We start from the raw sequence: 16639 nt of genomic DNA, 5'->3' as shown, positions 1-16639 counted from the left end.
CGCTCCCTGAAGTAGAACACGCGCCCGGCGCCCGTGCCGGACCCCCACCGCGCGGGGCCCGCGCACCACCGCGTAACGGCGGTGCGCGGGCCCCGCGTGCGGGAAAGTCCCGGTCAGCTCCAGCTGGCGTGCAGCGGCTTGCCCTCGGCGTATCCGGCGGCGCTCTGCACGCCGACGACGGCCTTCTCGGCGAACTCCTCCAGCGAGGCGGCACCGGCGTAGGTGCAGGAGGAGCGGACGCCCGCGATGACCGAGTCGATCAGGTCCTCCACGCCCGGCCGGGCCGGGTCGAGGAACATGCGGGAGGTGGAGATGCCCTCCTCGAAGAGCGCCTTGCGGGCCCGGTCGTACGCCGACTCCTCGGCGGTGCGGTTGCGGACCGCGCGCGCCGACGCCATGCCGAACGACTCCTTGTAGAGACGGCCCCCCGCGTCCTGCTGGAGGTCGCCGGGCGACTCGTAGGTCCCGGCGAGCCAGGAGCCGACCATCACGTTGGAGGCGCCGGCGGCGAGCGCCATCGCGACGTCACGGGGGTGGCGGACCCCGCCGTCGGCCCAGACGTGCTTGCCGTGCCTGCGGGCCTCGGCCGCGCACTCCAGGACGGCGGAGAACTGCGGGCGGCCGACGCCGGTCATCATGCGGGTGGTGCACATGGCGCCGGGGCCGACGCCGACCTTGATGATGTCGGCGCCCGCCTCGATCAGGTCGCGGACGCCTTCGGCGGAGACGATGTTCCCGGCGACGATCGGGACCTCGGGGGCGAGGTCGCGGACCAGGCGGATCGCGTGGAGCATCGACTCCTGGTGGCCGTGGGCGGTGTCGATGACGAGGGTGTCGACGCCCGCGTCGAGCAGCAGCTTGGCCTTGTCGGCGAAGTCGCCGTTGATGCCGACGGCGGCGGCGATCCGCAGCCGCCCCTGGCTGTCGGTGGCCGGGGTGTAGAGCGTGGCACGCAGGGCGCCCTTGCGGGTGAGGATGCCCGCGAGGCGGCCGTCGGTGTCCACGGCGGGGGCGTAGCGGCGGTTCGCCGCGTCGAGGGTGTTGAAGGCCTCGCGGGGGTCGATGTCCGCGTCGAGCAGCAGCACGTCGCGGGACATGACCTCGGCGAGCTGGGTGAAGCGGTCGACGCCGTTGAGGTCGGTGTCGGTGACGACGCCGACGGGCCGCCGCTCCTCGTCGACGACGACGCCCGCGTTGTGCGCGCGCTTGGGCAGCAGGGCCAGCGCGTCGGCGACGGTCTGGTGCGGGGCCAGCACGATCGGGGTGTCCAGGACGAGGTGGCGGCTCTTCACCCAGGAGATGACGTCGGTGACGACGTCGATCGGGATGTCCTGGGGAATGACCACGAGGCCGCCGCGCCGCGCCACGGTCTCGGCCATCCGCCGCCCGGCGACGGCGGTCATGTTGGCGACGACCAGCGGGATCGTGGTGCCCGTGCCGTCGGGCGAGCCGAGGTCCACGGCCTGCCGCGACCCGACCGAGCTGCGGCTCGGCACCATGAAGACGTCGTCGTACGTCAGGTCGTAGGCGGGCTGGATGTCGTTGAGGAAACGCACGTGCCGCACATCCCAGTCGTTCAGAGGTGACCCCCGGACCGGCCGGCCAGGGGGAAGAGCACGTACTTCATTGTCCCATGGAGGCCGCTGTGCCCGATCCGGGAGGATCGTCCAGGCAGCGGTGCCGGGCCTTCGGAGGAACGTCCGAACGACCGGCACCGCAGCGGCGCGGCCGGGACACGGGAACGGGCCGCGGTCGCCCCGCGGCCCGTTCCGTCGCTCTGTCGTTGCGTCGTCCTGCGCTGTGCCTGCTCCGCCTGTACCTGTGTCTGTACCGGTTCTCTGCGAGGTGCCTCGGTGGGCGGTCAGTTGCCGTCCGGGTCGGCCCGGTTGAGGGCGGGCCGGGGGGCCGGGCCCGCCGCCATGAGGGCGTCGGCGGCGGAGGTGTCGGTCACCAGGCTGGTGACCAGCCCGGAGCGCAGCACCGCGTCGATCGCGGCGGCCTTGCGGGAACCGCCCGCGATGGCGACGACCTCGGGGACGCGGCGCAACTGGTCGGCCTTGACGGTGATGCAGCGCTCTCCGAGGTCGCGGCCGACCCGGCGGCCGTCGGCGTCGAAGAGGTGCGCCGACATCTCGGCGGCGACACCGAGCGAGGCGTAGTGCGCGCGCTCCTCGTCGCTGAGCATGTCGTGCACCGTCGAGATGCCCGGCTCCCAGGAGCCGATGGAGACGCAGGCGACCGTGACCTTGTCGAAGTACTCGAAGGCGCGGGCGATCCCGGTCTGGTGCCGCAGCGCGGTCGCGGTGGCCGCGTCCGGCAGCAGCATCGGCGCGTAGATGGGGTGGGCGTCGCCGCCGGAGACCTGCGCGGCCCGGCGGACGGCCTCGACGGAGCCGCGCTCGGCGGTCCCGGCGTCGTACACGCCCGTCAGCTGCACCACCGTGCACGGGGGCAGCCGGTCGAGGGCCGCCGCCATGTGGATGGTGGAGCGGCCCCAGGCGAGGCCCAGGACGTCGCCCTCGTTGAGGAGTTCGCCCAGCAGGTCGGCGGCCACCTCCCCCAGGTTCTCGGGGTCGGGCGACTCCTCGACGTCGGCCGGGGACTCGACGACGACGGCGTGCCGCAGGCCGTAGCGGGCGCGCAGCGCGTCGGAGCGCTCGGCGTCCAGCTCGGCGGGGACGCGGATCTCGATGCGGACGAGATCCCGTTCGAGAGCGGTCTCCAGGACCCGGGCCACCTTGAAGCGGCTGACGCCGAACTCCTCCGCGATCTGGATCTTGGACTTCCCCTCCAGGTAGAAGCGGCGGGCCATGGCCGCCGCCTGCACCAGCTCAGCGGGTCCCATCCGCATGGCTGACCGGCCCGCCGACATACCCGACACGGCGCTCTCCTCACTGCTGTTCACACTCTGGGCTGTTCGCACTCTGGACTCGCCGTTCATCCTCGCAGATCCGGCGTACTTGATCAGCCCTGATGGGCGGCGTTCATGGAGACGTGGCCTAGGGCCTGTCGTTTGGATCACGCCTGGGCCGCGGGGTGTGGCACGCCCTCCCCCAGAGGGGGCACCCCCAGCGGCGTTGTCGTCGGTTGCCGACGCTCCGCGTCGACGCCCTCCTCCGCCTTGCAGCTGCACGCACCACACCCCGCTCACCGGCACTCACCAGGCACTGAGGCCCGAAGCCGGCATGATCCAAACGACAGACCCTAGTGGTCGCACGCCCAGGAGGCCTGGGCGGTGGCCGCGTCCGCCTGGGAGCGCAGGGCCCGGACCGCTCCGGCCGGGTCGTCGGCGCCGTAGACCGCCGATCCGGCCACGAAGACGTCGGCGCCCGCCTCGGCGCAGCGCTCGATGGTGGACGCCGAGACACCGCCGTCGACCTGGAGCCAGAGCTGGAGGCCGTGCTTGCTGATCAACTCGCGGGTGCGGCGGATCTTCGGGAGCATGATGTCGAGAAAGGCCTGGCCGCCGAAGCCGGGTTCGACGGTCATGATCAGCAGCATGTCCAGCTCGGGCAGCAGGTCCTCGTACGGTTCGATCGGCGTCGCGGGCCTGAGCGCCATGGAGGCACGGGCGCCCTTCGCGCGGATCTCCCGGGCGAGCCGGACCGGCGCGGCGGCGGCCTCGACGTGGAAGGTGACGGACGAGGCACCCGCCTCGACGTACTGCGGGGCCCAGCGGTCGGGGGCCTCGATCATCAGATGGCAGTCCAGCGGGGTGTCCGTCGCGCGGGCCAGCGACTCCACGACCGGCACACCGAGCGTGAGGTTCGGGACGAAATGGTTGTCCATCACGTCTACGTGGAGCCAGTCGGCTCCGGCGACCGCCCGCGCCTCGTCCGCGAGGCGGGCGAAGTCGGCGGACAGGATGCTGGGGTTGATCTGCGCGGCCATGACCCAAGCCTGCCATGCCCTCGGGGGGTTGGCGGCATCGGTCGGCGACGGACACCGTCGGCGGCACGGCGCACACCGTACGACTCCGGCCGCGCCGCTCACCGGTTGCGTCCGGACGCTCACACAGGGTCCGATCGACGGCTTCGGGGGTGCTCATGAGCGGACAGGGCGACGGACCGGACGAGCCGGGCGGACCGGGCGGACCGGGCGGGCGAAGTGACTCGGGCGCGCCGAGCGGCCGGGGCGGTCCGGGCGGCCCCGGTGAGCCGACCGGCGGGGCGGACCGGGGCGCTCCGGTTCCGGCGGGCCAGGGTGCTCCGGTTGCGGCGGGCCGGGGTATCGGGCACCTGGTGTGCGGGCGGCGGGCGAAGTGGGTGGTGCTGGCGCTGTGGCTGGTGCTGCTGTTCCTGACGGCGCCGTTCGCGTCGAAGCTGACGGACGCGCAGGACAACGACGCGGCGTCCTGGCTGCCGGGTTCCGCCGAGTCCACCCAGGTCCTGGAGCTGTCCGAGGACTTCCGGCCCGAGCAGATCCCGGCCGTGATCGTCTACGCCCGCGACGACGGCCTCACGGCCGCGGACCGGGCGCGGATCACCGAGGACGCCGCCGCACTGCGCACCCTCACCGACCACGGCATCCGCGGCGCCGAGACGCGCGGCCCGGTCTACGACCGCCCGGCCGACCCGCGGGCCGCGCAGATCTACGTCCCGATCACCATGGACGAGAAGGGCTGGGAGCGGATCGGCCCGGCCGTCGACTCGATCCGGGACGTGGTCGGGAAGGGCGGCGCGGGGCTGGCCGTCCATGTGACCGGGCCCGGCGGCACCTCGGCCGACTTCGCCGAGGCCTTCGAGGGCATCGACTCGACGCTGCTGCTGTCGGCGATGGCGGTCGTCATCGTCATGCTGCTGATCACCTACCGCAGCCCGACCCTCCTGATCGTGCCGCTCCTCGGGGTGATCGCCGCCCTGTTCACCGCGCAGGCGGTCATCTACTTCCTGGCCGAGCACGCGGGCCTCACGGTGAACGGGCAGAGCGCGGGCATCCTGACGGTGCTGGTGTTCGGCGCGGGGACCGACTACGCCCTCCTGCTGGTCGCCCGTTACCGGGAGGAGCTGCGCCGGCACGAGGACCGCCACGAGGCGATGGCGCTCGCCCTGCACCGGGCGGGCCCGGCCGTGCTGGCCTCCGGCGCCACGGTCGTGCTGAGCATGCTGGTCCTGCTGGCGGCCGAGATGAACTCCACCAGCGGTCTCGGCCCGGTCGCCGCGATCGGCGTGGCGGTGGCGCTGCTGGCGATGATGACGCTGTTCCCGGCCCTGCTGGTGATCTTCGGCCGGTGGATCTTCTGGCCGGTGATCCCGCACGTCGGCTCGGCGGACCCGACCGGCAGCGGCGTCTGGGCCCGCACGGGCCGCCGGATCGCGCGGCGGCCGAGGACGACGTGGGTGGCGACGGCGCTCGTCCTCGCGGTGTGCTCGCTCGGGCTGATCCAGCTGCGCGCCGAGGGCATCAGCAACGCGGACGCCTTCACCGGCACCCCCGACTCGGTCAAGGGCCAGGAGGTGTCCGAGCGGTACTTCCCGGCGGGCAGCGGCGATCCCCTCGTCATCGTCTCCGACCGGGAGCGGGCGGCGGAGGTGCGCCGTACGGTCGCCGGCACCGAGGGCGTCGTGCCCGACTCGCTGACCGTGCCGCCGGGCAGCAGACCGTTCCACGACGGGAAGGCGCTGTTCGAGGCGACGCTGACCGACCCCTCCGACAGCGCGGCGGCCAAGGACACCGTCGAGCGGGTGCGGGACGCCGTGCACGCGGTGCCGGACGCGGACGCGAAGGTGGGCGGCGGCACGGCGGCCCTGCTGGACGCCGACACGGCGACGACCCGCGACAACCTGGTGATCATCCCGCTGGTGCTGGTGGTGGTCCTGCTGATCCTCTGCGGCCTGCTGCGCGCGCTGATCGCGCCGCTGCTGCTGGTGGGCACGGTGATCCTGTCGTTCGCGGCGGCCCTCGGCATCAGCGCGCTCGCGTTCCGGTACGTCTTCGACTACGCGGGCGAGGCGACGGACTTCCCGCTGTTCGTCTTCGTCTTCCTGGTCGCCCTGGGCATCGACTACAACATCTTCCTGACCACCCGTATCCGGGAGGAGGCGGGGAGACAGGGCACCCGCGCGGGCGTGGTGACGGGTCTGTCGGCCACCGGCGCGGTCATCACCTCGGCCGGTCTGGTGCTGGCGGGCACCTTCGCGGCGCTCGGCACGCTCCCCATGGTGGCCTTCGCGGAGATCGGCTTCGCGGTCGCGCTGGGCGTCCTGATCGACACGTTCATCGTGCGGTCGGTGCTGGTCACGTCGCTGTTCCTGGACGTCGGCCCCAAGGTGTGGTGGCCGCACCGCCTCTCCCGCGCACCGGACCGCCCCGCCGCACCGGAACCGGCGACGACGGGCGGCGACGGGCCCGGGTGAGGCGAGCCCGCCCCGGACGGGCCTCGGCGGGCCTCGTACGGCCGGGCAGGCCTCCGGGGGCGGCCTCGGGTCAGCCCGTCCGGCGGATGAGCGCCAGGTACATGGCGTCCGTCCCGTGCAGATGCGGCCAGAGCTGGACGTCGGGACCCTCGCCCAGGGCGGGGACCCCCGGCAGCAGCGGGCGCGCGTCGACCAGTTCGGTCTCCGGGTGCTGCTTGAGGAGGTCGGCGACGACGGCGCGGGTCTCGGCGAGGTGCGGTGAGCAGGTGGCGTAGCCGACGATCCCGCCGACGCGCACCGACTCCAGGGCGGTCCGCAGCAGGCCGCGCTGGAGCGGCGCGAAGGCGTCGAGGTCCTTCGGCTTCCGCCGCCAGCGCGCCTCGGGCCGCCGCCGCAGGGCACCGAGCCCGGTGCACGGCACGTCCATCAGCACCCGGTCGAAGGTCCCGGGCCGCCACGGCGGGCGCGTCCCGTCGGCGGCGACGACCTGGTACGGCCCCGGATTGCCGTCGAGCGCCTTCGCCACCAGGCCCGCCCGGTGCGGCTGCTTCTCCGAGGCGAGCAGCACGGCACCGCGGTCGGCGGCGAGGGCGGCCAGCAGCGCGGCCTTGCCGCCCGGCCCGGCGCACCCGTCGAGCCAGTGCCGGTCGGGCCCGTCGAGGGGCGCGTTCGCGAGGGCCAGCGCCACGAGCTGGCTGCCCTCGTCCTGCACCCCGGCCCGCCCCTCCCGTACGGCGTCCACGGCCCCCGGCTCACCGCCCTCGGTGAGCCGGACCGCGTACGGCGACCAGCGGCCGGGGACGGCGGCCTCCTCGCGCAGCAGCTCGTCGGGGGTGGCGCGGCCGGGCCGGGCGACGAGGGTGACCTCGGGCCGCTCGTTGTCGGCCGCCAGCAGGTCCTCGATGCCCTCGCGTCCGCCGCCGAGGGAGTCCCACAGCGCGGAGACGACCCAGCGCGGGTGGGAGTGCACGACCGCGAGGTGGTCCTCGGGGTCCTCGTCGTACGGCGGGGCGACCTCCGCGACCCAGGCGTCCAGGTCCTGGCGGGAGATCTTGCGCAGCACGGCGTTGACGAACTTGGCGCGTCCGTCGCCGAGGACCACCCGGGCCAGGTCGACGGAGGCCGACACGGCGGCGTGCGTGGGGATGCGCGTCCCGAGCAACTGGTGGGCGCCGAGGGCCAGTACGTCGAGGACCGGCGGGTCGACCTCGCGCAGCGGCCGGTCCACGCAGGCGGCGATGATCGCGTCGTACGTGCCCTGCCGCCGCAGCGTGCCGTAGACCAGCTCGGTGGCGAGGGCGGCGTCCCGCGTGTCGAAGGTCCCGCCCTCGCGCGCCTTGCGCAGCAGCGGCGGCAGCACGAGGTTGGCGTAGGCGTCCCGCTCGTCGACGGCCCGCAGCGCCTCGAAGGCGAGGAGGCGGACGGGGTCCTTCTGCGGCCGTCGGTAGGGCTTGCCTGCGGGACGGGAACGACGGGGCTGGTCACTCACGAAAAGGTGCTCCGGATTACAGGAGAAGAGAAGGAAGAGAAGAGAGGGAGGCGAGAAAGGGGAGACGAGAGAAGGGCGGCGGGCGGCAGGGTGACGGGGCCTCCAGCGTACGGCGGGAGGCGGTGCCGCCGGACAGACGGGCGGGGCCCGGGAACGGCGGGGGCGGGCGGAGAGGCGGGTGCGGGCGGGTCAGGTCCCGACGCGGTCCCCGTCGGCGATGCGCGCCCCGCGCGCCCAGTCGGCGGCGCGCATCGGCTTCTTGCCCTGCGCCTGCACCCAGAGCAGCTCCACGGCGTACGACCCGGTGCCGACGTGCACGCTGTTCTTGCCGACGGCGAGGGCGCCCGGCGCGAGGTCGTCACGGCCGGGGGCGGGCTGCACCTGGATGAGCTTGAGCCGCTCGTCGCGGAAGACGGTCCAGGCGCCGGGGGCGGGCGTGCAGCCGCGTACCACCCGGTCGACGCGGAGCGCGGGCGCGGACCAGTCGACGTGGGCGTCCTCGACGGTGATCTTCGGGGCGAGGGTGACGCCGTCGACGGGCTGCGGTACGGCCTTGAGGGTGCCGTCCTCGATGCCGTCCATGGTGGCGGCGAGCAGCCCGGAGCCCGCGAAGGCGAGCCGGGTCAGCAGGTCGCCGCTGGTGTCGGTGGGCCGGACGACCTCGGTGACGGTGCCGTAGACCGGCCCGGAGTCGAGGCCCTCCTCGATGAGGAAGGTGGAGGCGCCGGTGATCTCGTCCCCGGCCATCACGGCGTGCTGCACGGGCGCGGCGCCGCGCCAGGCGGGCAGCAGCGAGAAGTGCAGGTTGACCCAGCCGTGGGCGGGGATGTCGAGGGCGACCTTGGGCAGCAGGGCCCCGTAGGCGACGACGGGGCAGCAGTCCGGCGCGATCGCGCGCAGCCGCTCCAGGAACTCCGGGTCGCGGGGGCGGGCGGGCCGCAGCACCTCGATGCCGGCCTCCTCGGCGCGCTGGGCGACCGGAGAGGCGACCAGCCGTCGTCCCCGGCCCGCCGGCGCGTCGGGGCGCGTGACGACGGCGGCCACCTCGTGCCGCCCGGAGGCGAGCAGGGCGTCCAGGGCGGGAACAGCGACCTCGGGGGTACCGGCGAAGACGAGCTTCATGGGTGGGGCGGGCCTCTCGGAGCGGCGGACGACGGGCGACGCACCAGTTTATTGGCGGCGGGCGACGACCGCCGCCGGGACGGCCCCTCCCCGGCCGGGGGGCGTACGCATATGCCCATACGCCCCCACACCGTGACCAGCGGCGCGAACCCGCGTTGGTCAAGAAAGAGTTGACCACACCGGACCGCGCCGACCGCGGTCCGCCCCGTTCCGCTGACCATCTCCCCGACGCCGGTCCGAGAGGCTTGTTCATGGCCGACCACGCAACCCACGACGCCCAGGCCCGCGCCAGCCTGCACTTGCTGGTGCGGGACATCGAGCGGGTCCGCCGGCAGGTGGACGCACTGCGCACCCTCACCGCTCAGCTGGGCAACGTCTACCGCCCGCGCCGCTCCGGCCCGTCCACGGGCTTCGTCGTCTACGGCCGCGCCCCCGCGCCGACGGTCCGCCTCGCCCAGGAGCTGCGGGACAGCGTGGAGACCCTGGTCACGGCGGCCGTCGACTTCGACCGCTCGCTCGGTTTCTCGTGGGACGCGGTCGGTTCCGCGCTCGGCGTCACCAAGCAGGCGGTCCACCGCCGCTACGGCGCCCGCCGCACCACGGCCCCCGCCGCCCCGGAGGCCGACCACGCGACCGAGGCACCGGCCGCCGCCCGTACGGTCGCCGTGGGCACCGTCCCCACGGTCCCCGCCGCCCGCTCGATGCCGACCCAGCCCACGGCGGGCAGCCCGTCGCTCCGCGAGGAGACCAGACCGACCGCGTTCCCCGGCCCCCGCAACGGCTGACCTCCCGCACCCCCCACGTCCGGGTCGGCCCCGACTACCGAGGCCGACCCGACGGGAGCGAGCCGCGCCGGGAACAAGCCGACAGGAATGAGCGGCCAGGAGTGAGCCGCCGGGGGCGAGCCGACTCCGCCCGCGCACGGCCTCCAGCCCCCCACACCCACCCGGTACGGGACCGCGCCCCCTCCCCCGGCAGCGCGAGGACGGCCCACGGCAGCACCCTCCACTCCGCACCCCAGGCCGCAGGCCGCAGGCCGCAGGCCGCAAAGCATCACCGCCGTCCCAGCGGCACCCTCTCCCCCGCCCCACCCCCAGCGGGCCCCTCAGCCGATGTCCGGTGGATCGATCCGCACCCACACCGGCCCCGCCGCCCCGCCCCCGGCCGAGCCGCCACCGCTGCCGCCGCTCCCGCCCCGGCCCGCAGCGGAGCCGCCCCCGCCGCCCCGCGCCGCCATCCGGGCCGCCTGTGCGGCCTTCAGGGCCGTCGCCAGCGCGGCGCCCTTCCCCGGGGGCACCCGGATCAGGGCCCGCTCCCAGTGCTCGCCGGGCGGGGGCGCTCCCGGGCGGCGGGCGCGGCCCGGTGGGGTGACGGGCAGGGGGACGGGGCCCAGCAGCTCCGCCTCGGGGGGCAGCGCGACGGCGCCGAGGAACGCGGCGACCGCCTCCCCGGTCCCCGCCACCGCCGCCATCCGCGACACCGGGGGGAAGCCCAGCTCGGCCCGCTCCGACAGTTCCCGCACGGCGTGGCCTGCGGGGTCCCACCGGACGAGGGCCTGCACGGGCCGCAGGGTCGGTTCGGCGACGACGACCACCGTCCCGCCGTCACCCTGCGGCCGGACCAGCGCGGCGGCGGCGATCCAGCGGCGCAGCGCGTCCTCACCGGCCCGCAGGTCCGGCCGCCCCAGCATCGCCCAGCCGTCGAGGAGGAGCGCCGCCGCGTACCCGCCCTCGGCGACCGGTTCGGCGCCCGGGGTGCTCACCACGAGGGCGGGGGTGCCCGGCACGGTGTCGAGGACGTGCTCGCGGCCCGAGGTCCGCACCGGGACCGCGGGGAAGGCCCGCCCCAGCTCCTCGGCGGTGCGCCGCGCGCCGACCACCTGGGCGCGCAGCCGGACGCCCCCGCACTCGGGGCAGCTCCACGCGGTCTCGTCGCGCCCGCACCAGCCGCAGGACAGCGCCCCGCCGTCCCGCGCCTCCAGCGGGCCCGCGCAGTGGCGGCAGCGGGCGGGGGCACGGCAGGCCGCGCAGGCCGTACGGGGGACGTAGCCGCGCCGGGGGACCTGGACGAGGACCGGGCCCTGGCGCAGGCCCTCGCGGACGGCCTGCCAGGCGAGGGTGGGCAGGCGGGCGGCGCGGGCGGCCTCGTCGCGGGCCAGGTCCTGGTCGCCGACGGTCCGCACCAGCGGCACGGCCCGCCGGACCTGCTCGCGGGCGGCGGCCAGAGGCCGGGCCCAGCCGTTGGCGACGAGCTGGGCGCCCTCCACGGTGCAGCTCCAGCCGCCCATGAGGAAGCCGCAGCCGTCCTGCGCGGCCCGCAGCAGCAGGACGTCGCGGGCGTGCGGCTGGGGGGCGTGGAGTTCGCTGAGGCTGTCGTCGCCGTCGTCCCAGACGGCGACCAGTCCGAGGTCCCGTACGGGCGCGAACATCGCCGCGCGCGTGCCGACCACCGCGTGGACGCTCCCCCGGCGCACGGCCAGCCACTCCCGGTACCGCTTCTCGGGTCCGGCGTCGGCGGTGAGCAGCGCGTGCCGCCCCTCGCCCAGGACCTCGGTGAGGGCGGCGTCGACGCGCGCGGCGGCCCGGCCGTCCGGGACGACGACGAGGGCCCCGCGCCCGGAGGCGAGGGTGGCGGCGACGGCGCGCGCGATCTCGGCGCTCCAGTGCGGTCCGGGCAGGGCGTTCCACACGGCGCGCGGGGAACCGCCGGAGGCCAGCGCGGACAGGAACGCGGCCCCGTGCTCGTACCGCTCCCAGGAGCCGGGGGCGGGCGCGGGAGGCGGGGGCAGGGGGGCGGGCGAGGGGCGCTGCTCGGCGCGGGCGCTGCGCGGGGGCACGGCGAGCTGGAGGACGTCGGCGAGGCTGCCCGCGTACCGGTCGGCGACCGAGCGGGCGAGCGCGAGCAGTTCCGGGCCGAGCACCGGTTCGGGCGAGACGACCTGCGCGAGAGCGGCGAGCGGGCCGGAGTAGTCGGACTCGGGGAGCCGCTCGACGAGGAACCCGTCGATGAGTCCGCCGCCCTCGCGCCGCCCGTCGCGCACCCGCCCGCGCCCGGCGCCGAACCGGACCCGGACCCGCACGCCGGGCCGGGCTTCGGCGTCGAGTTCGGCGGGGACGGCGTAGTCGAAGTAGCGGTCGAGGTGGAGGACGCCCTTGTCGACGAGGACACGGGCGACGGGGTTCTCGGCGGCCAGCTCGGCACCGCGCCAGGTGCGCGGCTTCGCGCGGGGCGCCTTGGCACGGCGGACGCTCTCCCGGATCAGCGCGAGCTGCTCCGGCGGCGCGCCCTCACCGGTCGCGCCGCTCCCGCCCTCCTGCCCGTTCTCGCTGCTCACGCTTGCATTGATACCAAACGCGACTGACAGACGGTCACCGCTCACCCGCCGGGGGACGCCGAAGGCCCGGCCTCCGTGAGGAGACCGGGCCCGGTGTGACGGGGTGCGGGGGCCTTACAGGCCCGCCGCCTCGCGCAGGGCGTCCACCCGGTCGGTGCGCTCCCAGGTGAAGTCGGCCAGCTCACGGCCGAAGTGACCGTACGCGGCGGTCTGGGCGTAGATCGGGCGGAGCAGGTCGAGGTCGCGGATGATCGCGGCCGGACGGAGGTCGAAGACCTCGTCGATGGCCTTCTCGATCTTCTCCGGGTCGACCTTGTGGGTGCCGAAGGTCTCCACGAAGAGACCGACCGGCTCGGCCTTGCCGATCGCGTAGGCGACCTGGACCTCGCAGCGGGCGGCGAGCCCGGCGGCCACGACGTTCTTCGCGACCCAGCGCATGGCGTACGCGGCGGAGCGGTCGACCTTGGACGGGTCCTTGCCGGAGAAGGCGCCGCCGCCGTGGCGGGCGAAGCCGCCGTAGGTGTCGATGATGATCTTGCGGCCGGTGAGGCCGGCGTCGCCCATCGGGCCGCCGATCTCGAAGCGGCCGGTCGGGTTGACCAGCAGGCGGTAGTTCTCGGTGTCGAGCTTGATGCCCTCGTCGAGGAGCGCCTTCAGCTCGGGCTCGACGACGAACTCGCGGATGTCGGGCGCGAGCAGCGATTCGAGGTCGATGTCCGAGGCGTGCTGCGAGGAGACGACGACGGTGTCCAGGCGGACCGCCTTGTCGCCGTCGTACTCGATGGTGACCTGGGTCTTGCCGTCGGGGCGCAGGTAGGGGATGGTGCCGTTCTTGCGGACGTCCGAGAGGCGCTTGGACAGCCGGTGCGCGAGGAAGATCGGCAGCGGCATCAGGGTGGGCGTCTCGTCGGAGGCGTAGCCGAACATCAGGCCCTGGTCACCGGCGCCCTGGCGGTCCAGCTCGTCCTCGTCGCCCTCGACGCGGTTCTCGTAGGCGGTGTCGACGCCCTGCGCGATGTCCGGGGACTGCGCGCCGATGGAGACCGAGACACCGCAGGAGGCGCCGTCGAAGCCCTTCTTCGAGGAGTCGTAGCCGATCTCCAGGATCTTCTCGCGCACGAGCTGCGGGATCGGCGCGTAGGCCTTGGTGGTGACCTCTCCGGCCACGTGCACCAGGCCGGTGGTGATCAGGGTCTCGACGGCGACCCGGGAGGTCGGGTCCTGGCGCAGAAGCGCGTCGAGGATGGTGTCACTGATCTGGTCTGCGATCTTGTCCGGGTGACCCTCGGTCACGGACTCCGAGGTGAACAGGCGACGGGACACAACGCTCCCTGGGGTTGCAGCGGCTGCTGGCTGATCATGGGCGGACGCGACGGGAGCTGCGCCCGGCGTCGTCCGAGAACAGTTTATCGGTCGCGCTTCACCACCGGCCCACCTGTCTCGCCTCTCGGGAGCGCTGTGACCTGCGGCACGGGCATTCTGCCGAATGCCCGGTGCGGTTGGCCAGGGGCGCCACGCCCGAATCGGGAAGGTTCAGGGAGCCGTGGGACGCATGAAACATTCACCCCAGGCGCTGCGCCACCAGGTCCCACACGGTTTCGGCCAGGGCTTCCTTGGGGCCGTGCGGGACGGGTGTCTCGCTGCCGTCGGCGCCGAGGACGACCGCCTCGTTCTCCTCGGAACCGAAGGTTCTGTTCTCCCCGACCTCGTTCACCACAAGGAGATCGCAGCCCTTGCGGGCCAGCTTGGTACGGCCGTTGGCGAGTACGTCGTCGGTCTCGGCGGCGAAGCCGACGACCACCTGGCCGGGGCGGGCGCGGTCGGCGGAGACCTCGGCGAGGATGTCCGGATTTCGCAGCAGGACGATGGGCTCGGGGTCCTGGCCGTCCTTCTTCTTGATCTTCCCCGCGGCGTAGTGGGCGGGGCGGAAGTCGGCGACGGCGGCGGCCATGACGACCGCGTCGGCGTCGGCGGCGGCCTTCAGGACGGCCTCCCTGAGCTGCACGGCGGTGCCCACGTGGACCACGTCGACGCCCGCCGGATCGGAAAGTCCGGTGTTGGCGGCCAGAAGGGTGACGCGGGCCCCCCGGGCGGCCGCGGTGCGGGCGAGCGCGTACCCCTGCTTGCCGGAGGAGCGGTTGCCGAGGAAGCGGACCGGGTCGAGGGGTTCGCGGGTGCCGCCCGCGCTGACGACGACGTGCCGGCCGGTGAGGTCGGGCTCGCGGACGCCGCGGGCGAGGACGCGGCGGCAGACCTCGAAGATCTCGGCCGGGTCGGGCAGCCGGCCCTTGCCGGTGTCGACGCCGGTGAGGCGGCCGACGGCGGGTTCGACGACGACGGCGCCCCGGCGGCGCAGAGTCGCCACGTTCTCCCGGGTGGCCGGGTGCTCCCACATCTCGGTGTGCATGGCGGGGGCGAAGACCACGGGACAGCGGGCGGTGAGGAGGGTGTTGGTCAGCAGGTCGTCGGCGAGGCCGTGGGCGGCCTTGGCGAGGAGGTCGGCCGTGGCGGGGGCGATGACGACGAGATCGGCGTGCTGGCCGATGCGGACGTGCGGCACCTCGTGGACGTCGTCCCAGACCTCGGTGGAGACGGGGTGGCCGGAGAGCGCGGACCAGGTGGCGGCGCCGACGAAGTGCAGGGCGGAGGCCGTGGGCACGACCCGCACGTCATGGCCCGACTCGGTCAGTCTGCGCAGCAGCTCGCAGGCCTTGTAGGCGGCGATGCCACCGCTGACCCCGAGCACGACCCTGGGCTTGTCCACCGTCTCTCCCCGCACCTCGGACCCGGCGCCCGGCAGGGCACGCGGGTCGTTCCGTCGTCCGCCGCGGCTCCCGGCGTACGACTCCATCACACACCACAGGCCCGGCAGGGTGACTGCCGGGCCTGTGGAAAGAACTGCTGCGGTCTGACCGTACGACCGAGCTGCGGTACTACCGCCGAGCGGTACGACCGGTCCGCGGGAGGACTACTGGACCGGGCCCTCGATGGCCTCGGAGGTCAGCAGACCCGCGTTGATCTCGCGGAGGGCGATCGAGAGCGGCTTCTCGTGGACGTGGGTGTCGACGAGCGGACCGACGTACTCGAGGAGGCCCTCGCCGAGCTGCGAGTAGTACGCGTTGATCTGGCGGGCCCGCTTGGCCGCGTAGATCACGAGGCTGTACTTCGAGTCGGTGGCCTCGAGGAGCTCGTCGATCGGCGGGTTGATGATGCCCTCGGGCGCGGAGATGGAAGAGGACACGCTCTACCTTCCGATGGATGGGAAAAGACGGGTCATGATCACGATGTCCGGATGTGCCCCGTCAGGGGCGGTTCGGACGGGAGTGATCACACAACATCCATCAAGGCTAGCAGCTCGCGCGCCACGTCCTCGACGGAGGTGTTGACCAGGGTCTCGTGGAATTCCGGCTCGGCCGCCAGCTCGACCTTCGCGGCGTCGAGACGGCGCTCGATCACCTCGGCCGACTCGGTGCCGCGTCCGGTGAGCCTGCGCACCAGCTCCTCCCAGGAGGGGGGAGCGAGGAACACCAGCTGGGCCTCGGGCATGGAGTCGCGGACCTGGCGCGCGCCCTGGAGGTCGATCTCCAGCAGCACGGGCTCGCCCGACTCCAGGCGTTCCAGCACGGCGGCGCGGGGTGTGCCGTAGCGGTTGCCCGCGAACTCGGCCCACTCCAGCAGCTCGCCGTTGGCGATCAGCTTGTCCATCTCGTCGTCGGAGACGAAGAAGTAGTGGACCCCGTGCTTCTCACCGGGGCGGGGCCTGCGGGTCGTGGCCGACACCGAGAGCCAGACCTCGGGGTGTTCCTTGCGCATATGGGCGACGACCGTGCTCTTGCCGACCCCGGAGGGGCCGGAGAGCACGGTCAGCCGCGGACGTTCACTCATGCAGCGATTATTCCAGTTGTCCCGCGGTGCCCGGCACGGTCGGTCCGGAGCACCTGGGACTCACTTGGCGGTGTCGCCGAACTCACGCTCCAGGGAGGCGATCTGGTTGGAGCCGAGGCCCCGCACCCGACGGCTCTCGGAGATGCCGAGCCGCTCCATGATCTGCTTGGCGCGGACCTTGCCCACGCCCGGGAGGGACTCCAGCAGGGCGGAGACCTTCATCTTGCCGATGACGTCGTTTTCCTGACCCTGCTTGATGACCTCGTGGAGGGAGGCGCCGGAGTGCTTGAGTCGATTCTTGACCTCGGCCCGCTCCCGGCGAGCCGCGGCGGCCTTTTCGAGCGCGGCTGCGCGCTGTTCGGGGGTAAGGGGCGGAAGAGCCACGCCTACGTCACCTCGGATGTCGAACTGTCGGATACGGACCGGTGAGGAACCTAGTCGCCCCACACCTGG

The 16639-nt window shown here is 74.0% G+C and carries 13 protein-coding genes; 2 read left to right on the top strand and 11 right to left on the bottom strand.

All coding sequences use genetic code 11. The features are described from left to right. Window positions 1-113 precede the first annotated feature (113 nt). The 3 genes from ACIQPQ_RS18745 to rpe form a co-directional block, all read right to left on the bottom strand. Window positions 114-1556 (bottom strand): GuaB1 family IMP dehydrogenase-related protein, encoded by a 1443-nt coding sequence (locus ACIQPQ_RS18745; protein WP_401305106.1) that lies wholly within the window; start codon window positions 1554-1556, stop codon window positions 114-116. Between the two features lie 305 nt (window positions 1557-1861). Further along, window positions 1862-2905 carry a sugar-binding transcriptional regulator gene (locus ACIQPQ_RS18740; protein ID WP_401305105.1) on the bottom strand — a complete coding sequence of 348 codons (1044 nt, stop codon included), beginning with the start codon at window positions 2903-2905 and terminating at the stop codon, window positions 1862-1864. 299 nt (window positions 2906-3204) lie between these two features. Then, entirely contained in the window at window positions 3205-3891 is a 687-nt protein-coding gene (gene rpe, locus ACIQPQ_RS18735; protein ID WP_401305103.1) for a ribulose-phosphate 3-epimerase, read from the bottom strand. Window positions 3892-4046: 155 nt separating this feature from the next. Here rpe and ACIQPQ_RS18730 point away from each other — a divergent pair, with 155 nt between their 5' ends. Next, window positions 4047-6356 carry an MMPL family transporter gene (locus tag ACIQPQ_RS18730; RefSeq protein WP_401305101.1) on the top strand — a complete coding sequence of 770 codons (2310 nt, stop codon included), beginning with the start codon at window positions 4047-4049 and terminating at the stop codon, window positions 6354-6356. A gap of 70 nt (window positions 6357-6426) precedes the next feature. Here the strand turns inward: ACIQPQ_RS18730 and ACIQPQ_RS18725 are convergent, their stop codons facing one another. Then, a complete protein-coding gene (locus ACIQPQ_RS18725) occupies window positions 6427-7845 on the bottom strand; it encodes an RsmB/NOP family class I SAM-dependent RNA methyltransferase (RefSeq protein ID WP_401305100.1) in 1419 nt (472 codons plus the stop codon). A 189-nt stretch (window positions 7846-8034) separates the two neighbouring features. Beyond that, entirely contained in the window at window positions 8035-8967 is a 933-nt protein-coding gene (fmt, locus tag ACIQPQ_RS18720; RefSeq protein WP_401305098.1) for a methionyl-tRNA formyltransferase, read from the bottom strand. Window positions 8968-9218: 251 nt separating this feature from the next. Between fmt and ACIQPQ_RS18715 the strand changes: the two genes are divergently transcribed. Further along, window positions 9219-9752, top strand: coding sequence for a hypothetical protein (locus ACIQPQ_RS18715; protein WP_401305097.1), 534 nt, complete (start codon window positions 9219-9221; stop codon window positions 9750-9752). A 320-nt stretch (window positions 9753-10072) separates the two neighbouring features. Here ACIQPQ_RS18715 and ACIQPQ_RS18710 read toward each other — a convergent pair whose 3' ends face one another. The 6 genes from ACIQPQ_RS18710 to ACIQPQ_RS18685 form a co-directional block, all read right to left on the bottom strand. Continuing rightward, complete coding sequence (locus tag ACIQPQ_RS18710) at window positions 10073-12301, bottom strand: primosomal protein N' (RefSeq protein ID WP_401305095.1); 2229 nt, start codon at window positions 12299-12301, stop codon at window positions 10073-10075. A 114-nt stretch (window positions 12302-12415) separates the two neighbouring features. Then, window positions 12416-13624: a methionine adenosyltransferase gene (metK, locus tag ACIQPQ_RS18705; RefSeq protein ID WP_383772623.1), complete on the bottom strand. Its 1209-nt coding sequence runs from the start codon at window positions 13622-13624 to the stop codon at window positions 12416-12418. A 238-nt stretch (window positions 13625-13862) separates the two neighbouring features. Continuing rightward, window positions 13863-15065 carry a bifunctional phosphopantothenoylcysteine decarboxylase/phosphopantothenate--cysteine ligase CoaBC gene (gene coaBC, locus ACIQPQ_RS18700; protein WP_401305093.1) on the bottom strand — a complete coding sequence of 401 codons (1203 nt, stop codon included), beginning with the start codon at window positions 15063-15065 and terminating at the stop codon, window positions 13863-13865. Window positions 15066-15269: 204 nt separating this feature from the next. After that, complete coding sequence (gene rpoZ / locus ACIQPQ_RS18695; protein ID WP_009187588.1) at window positions 15270-15542, bottom strand: DNA-directed RNA polymerase subunit omega; 273 nt, start codon at window positions 15540-15542, stop codon at window positions 15270-15272. 86 nt (window positions 15543-15628) lie between these two features. Then, a complete protein-coding gene (gene gmk / locus ACIQPQ_RS18690) occupies window positions 15629-16186 on the bottom strand; it encodes a guanylate kinase (RefSeq protein WP_383772619.1) in 558 nt (185 codons plus the stop codon). Between the two features lie 60 nt (window positions 16187-16246). Further along, on the bottom strand, window positions 16247-16570 hold the full coding sequence (locus ACIQPQ_RS18685) for an integration host factor (RefSeq protein ID WP_189936491.1): 324 nt from the start codon (window positions 16568-16570) through the stop codon (window positions 16247-16249). Between the last annotated feature and the right edge of the window lie 69 nt (window positions 16571-16639).

The organism is Streptomyces sp. NPDC091281 (assembly GCF_044757425.1).
In the GTDB taxonomy this organism is placed as follows: domain Bacteria; phylum Actinomycetota; class Actinomycetes; order Streptomycetales; family Streptomycetaceae; genus Streptomyces.
The sequence above is the reverse complement of the archived record's forward strand: the minus strand, read 5'-3'. Positions and strand labels throughout refer to the sequence as shown.

Coding starts and splice junctions, on each gene's coding strand:
- ACIQPQ_RS18730 (WP_401305101.1), top strand. CDS start 4,047: ATGAGCGGACAGGGCGACGGACCGGACGAGCCGGGCGGACCGGGCGGA.
- fmt (WP_401305098.1), bottom strand. CDS start 8,967: ATGAAGCTCGTCTTCGCCGGTACCCCCGAGGTCGCTGTTCCCGCCCTG.
- rpe (WP_401305103.1), bottom strand. CDS start 3,891: ATGGCCGCGCAGATCAACCCCAGCATCCTGTCCGCCGACTTCGCCCGC.
- ACIQPQ_RS18715 (WP_401305097.1), top strand. CDS start 9,219: ATGGCCGACCACGCAACCCACGACGCCCAGGCCCGCGCCAGCCTGCAC.
- gmk (WP_383772619.1), bottom strand. CDS start 16,186: ATGAGTGAACGTCCGCGGCTGACCGTGCTCTCCGGCCCCTCCGGGGTC.